Origin of the sequence: Micromonospora craterilacus (assembly GCF_003236315.1) — a bacterium.
Taxonomy (GTDB): domain Bacteria; phylum Actinomycetota; class Actinomycetes; order Mycobacteriales; family Micromonosporaceae; genus Micromonospora; species Micromonospora craterilacus.
Genome location: NZ_POTY01000384.1, coordinates 1 through 3,720 on the forward strand (window position 1 = coordinate 1; position 3,720 = coordinate 3,720).

The 3,720-nt window shown below is 70.6% G+C and carries 3 protein-coding genes; 2 read left to right on the forward strand and 1 reads right to left on the reverse strand.

Annotation, left to right across the window (positions count from 1 at the left end):
* Window positions 1-764 (forward strand): IucA/IucC family C-terminal-domain containing protein (locus C1I95_RS32655; RefSeq protein ID WP_233514033.1); only part of this gene is annotated, 764 nt, incomplete at its 5' end.
* Window positions 765-816: 52 nt separating this feature from the next.
* Here the strand turns inward: C1I95_RS32655 and C1I95_RS32660 are convergent.
* On the reverse strand, window positions 817-2,640 hold the full coding sequence (locus C1I95_RS32660) for a DUF6311 domain-containing protein (protein ID WP_438941361.1): 1,824 nt from the start codon (window positions 2,638-2,640) through the stop codon (window positions 817-819).
* A gap of 209 nt (window positions 2,641-2,849) precedes the next feature.
* On the opposite strand from C1I95_RS32660, the gene C1I95_RS32665 reads away from it, so the two are divergent.
* Entirely contained in the window at window positions 2,850-3,560 is a 711-nt protein-coding gene (locus tag C1I95_RS32665) for a class I SAM-dependent methyltransferase (RefSeq protein WP_111219813.1), read from the forward strand.
* The last annotated feature ends 160 nt before the right edge of the window (window positions 3,561-3,720 follow it).

Consider the following 3,720-nt stretch of genomic DNA (forward strand, 5'->3'; position numbering starts at 1 on the left):
CCGCCGAGCCGCTCGCCCCGGTCACCGCGACCCTGCGGGCCATGTTCGGCACCGACGACCTGCCGGGGCTGGCACCGGGACTGGTGGTCGCCGACGAGGCCGGGTGGGCCCCGGCGACGACCCTGATCGACGGCGCGCGGCTGCCCGAGCTGCTCGGCTCGGCCGTCCGCCTCTGGGGCGGCACCCCGCACGCCTCCGCCGCCCTGGCCTGGAAGTCGTACTGCTACTGGACGGCGCTGCCGGTGGTGCTCGGTTGGGCCGCCGCCCGGCGCGTGCCGCTGCTCGACCCGTCGGCGACGCTCATCCACTTCGCGGACCAGCGCGCCCTGGTGACCCTGGGCCTGCGCCAGTCGACTCCGATCGCGGTCCTGCCCAACGACCCACTGGCGCTCACCGGCCGGCCTGAGGTCCGGGTGGTGGCCGACGACCGGCAACTCCTCGCGGCGCTGCGCGCCACGCTGCTGGACGCGCACCTCGCCCCGATGATCGCCGCGATCCAGGGCGAGGTACGCATCGGCACCCGCACCCTGCTCGGCTCGGTGGCCTCCGGCATCGCCCACGGGCTGCTGCGGGCCGCCGACGGGCTGCCCGGCTCGGCGGTCGAGGCGGTCGACACGCTGCTCGCCACGCTCGACCTGGCCGACCTGGTGGAACTGGTGCCCGGCCCGAACGGGGAGCCGACCGTGCAGCGGCGCACCTGCTGCCTGGCGTTCACCCTGCCCAAGCCGAAGGTCTGCCAGGGCTGCTGCATCCGCTCCGCCTGACCGCGCGTCGACGCCGAGCTGACCGCCTGACCGCGCGTCGACGCCGAGCTGATCAGCCGGTCAGCGGGCGGACATCCCACAGCCACACCCCGCCGGTGTACGTGGGCTCGATCCCGGTCAGCTCGGTCATCCCCTGCCGTAGCGCGTCAGCGCGCTCGTGCGGCCCGAGGATCACCACGCCGGCGCGCCAGTAGCGCAGGTCCTGCACGGCGTCGTGCCGGGTCTGGGCGGTGACCGGCGGCACCTCACCGGTACGGCGGATGGTGGCGAAGAAGCTGCTGGTCGGGCGCGGCGGCGCGGTGAACAGGGCGACCCGCCCCTCACCGGGTCGGGTGTCCGGGCCGAGGAAGTACCCGCGGGCGATCGGCATCTCCGTCCGGGTCTGCGCGGACCAGCGCAGCGGTTCGGCGTACTCGGTGTCCGGCAGCGGCAGGGTCACCACGCTGCGCCCGCCGGCGAGGTAGGGGCGCCACGCCCCGGAGGTGACGAACTCGGGGGTCGGTTCGAGGCGTTTGGTCGGCAGCGGCGTGGGCAGCACCGGCACCAGCGCCATCGCCAGCACGGTCACCGTGCCGAAGCGGATCTGCGACCGCCGGTCCGGGTAGCGGGCGGCCAGTTCCCGGACCCGTTCGGCGCCGTACGCGAGCAGCAGCCCGATGATCGGGGTGATGGCCAGCGCCCAGCGGGTCGGCACCACCGAGTGCAGCACCGGGAGATCCTCCAGCACCGCCCACGGCCCCGGGATGCCGGTGCCCTGGCGGTTGAAACGGATCTCCCGGCCGAGCGAGAGCACCGCGAAGAGCAGCCCGAGCACGGCCAGCCCGAGCACCACCACGTTGCGGCGCAGCCACCACACCAGCGCCACCACCAGGATCACCAGTGGCCAGCCGAAGAAGGCGTTCTCCTCGGTGGGGTTCTTGGCCAGGCCGGTGGCGCTGCGCGCGTCGCCGCCCAGCGATTCGCGGGAGTACGTGAAGAACGAGGCCAGGTCGGTGGAGTAGCCCCGGATCAGCCAGGACAGCCCGCTGTAGGCGCCGGGGCCGAAGAACTGGACGTAGAGCGGGTACGCCAGCAGCACGGCGGAGATCGCGGTGGCCACGCCGATCCCGGCGAGGAACGGGCGGGTCCGCCCACGCAACTCGGGACGGCCGATCAACAGCGCGACGATCACCACGCCGAGACCTATCGCGGCCATCAGCAGGATCTCCAGGTTCAGGAAGGCCTGCCAGACGACCACCAGCGCGAGCAGGACACCGTTGCGCAGCCAGCGGCCGGGCTCGGCGAGCCGCACGGTACGCCAGATGATCAGGGGTACCACGAACTGCGACACGATGTTCGGATGTGCGTTGGCGTGCGAGACCATCGCCGGCGCGTACGCGCAGAACGTCGCGCCCAGCCAGGCCGGCCCACGAGAGCCGACGAGCACCCGGGACAGCACGAAGTACCAGGCGGTCGCCGTGGCGATCATCCCGAAGGTGAGGAAGACCAGGAACGCGGTGCGGGTGCCGAGCAGGACGGTGATCGGCGTCATTGGCAGCGAAACGGATAGAACGGATGTATTCGCCATCAAGTTGACGGACTCCGGCACGTTCATCCGGTCCGACGAGAACGGATAGGCAAATTCGGTCACCACCCGGGCACCGTGCGCCATCATCCACTCGAATTGTGCCATATCCGTCTTGTTGTCCCGAATGCCGTCCGCTGGATTCCACCACATCCGGGCGGTCACCCAGAAGCCCAGCAGCACGAAGCTCGCCACGGCGGCGACGTCCCGCCAACGCCCTGACCTGGGACGATGACCGTCACGCACCCGCCGCCCCGCCGGCTCTCCCACCCCGGACTCCTCGACAGGGCGGTCCGATTCAGGAGTACCCATAACAATTCGGAGCGTAGTCGGCCTATCGGGCCGCCGTGCACGGTTCGGGGTACTGGCGTAACATCCTCCAGGTTCGCTGACCACCACCGATCGTGCACCTAGCCCCGACCAATTCGGCCATCCCAGGCCCCGATATTTCCGCCCCCCGAGCGGATGGTTCACTCAGGCAGTCCTGGCGCCGGTCGAGTCGTATCGTGAGGAATCGACGCATGGCAGAAATCACTGGGGATCAGCGCGTGCAGTCCGAGGTTCTGGAGGGCCTCGCCACAGCGGTCAACCATCGTCGTTGGTTCGTCGAGCTGGCCGTGCCGTACCTCGGCGACAACCCGATCGAGATCGGCAGCGGCCTCGGCGACTACGCCCTGGAGTGGGCCGAGCACTTCCCGCGGTTCACCGCCACCGAGGCGGACCCGGACCGCCTGGTCGCGCTCAAGGAACGCCTCGCCGACCAGCCGGCCATCGAGGTCCGCCAGATGCTGCTGCCGAACTCCGAGCGGGGCGACTACAGCGCCGCGGTGTCGTACAACGTGCTGGAGCACATCGAGGACCACGTCGGCGCGCTGCGCAGCATGGGCGACCTGGTCCGGCCCGGCGGAGCCGTGGTCATCATCGTGCCAGCGTTCCAGTTCGCGATGAGCCCGGCCGACATCGCCACCGGCCACGTACGCCGCTACACGAAGAAGACCCTCTCGGCGGCGATGACCGAGGCGGGCCTGCGGGTGGAGAAGATCCACTACGCGAACGCGCTCGGCCTGATCGGCTACTTCATGGCCACCAAGGTCTTCCGGCTGATGCCGAAGGAGGGCCCCATGGTGAAGGTCTACGACACCCTGGTCCTCCCGGCGACCAAGGCCGCCGAGCAACTCGCCCGCCCACCCTTCGGCCAGTCCGTCTTCGCCGTAGCCCGCACCCCGGCGTAACAGCCCTTCCCTTCCCCGCTCTCCCCGTTGATCGAGAGGTTGTCATTCGCGGCGGCGTGTCGCGGCGACAACCTCATGATCAACGGGGAGCGGCGGCAAGTGCGGGTTAGGGGTGGATCTGGTAGGTGGGGCGGATGGTGGCTCGGGCGAGGGTGTGGAA

What these genes read in the sequence shown, in the direction of transcription:
- C1I95_RS32660 (WP_438941361.1), bottom strand. Translation starts at nt 2,640, where the DNA reads ATGGGTACTCCTGAATCGGACCGCCCTGTCGAGGAGTCCGGGGTGGGA.
- C1I95_RS32665 (WP_111219813.1), top strand. Translation starts at nt 2,850, where the DNA reads ATGGCAGAAATCACTGGGGATCAGCGCGTGCAGTCCGAGGTTCTGGAG.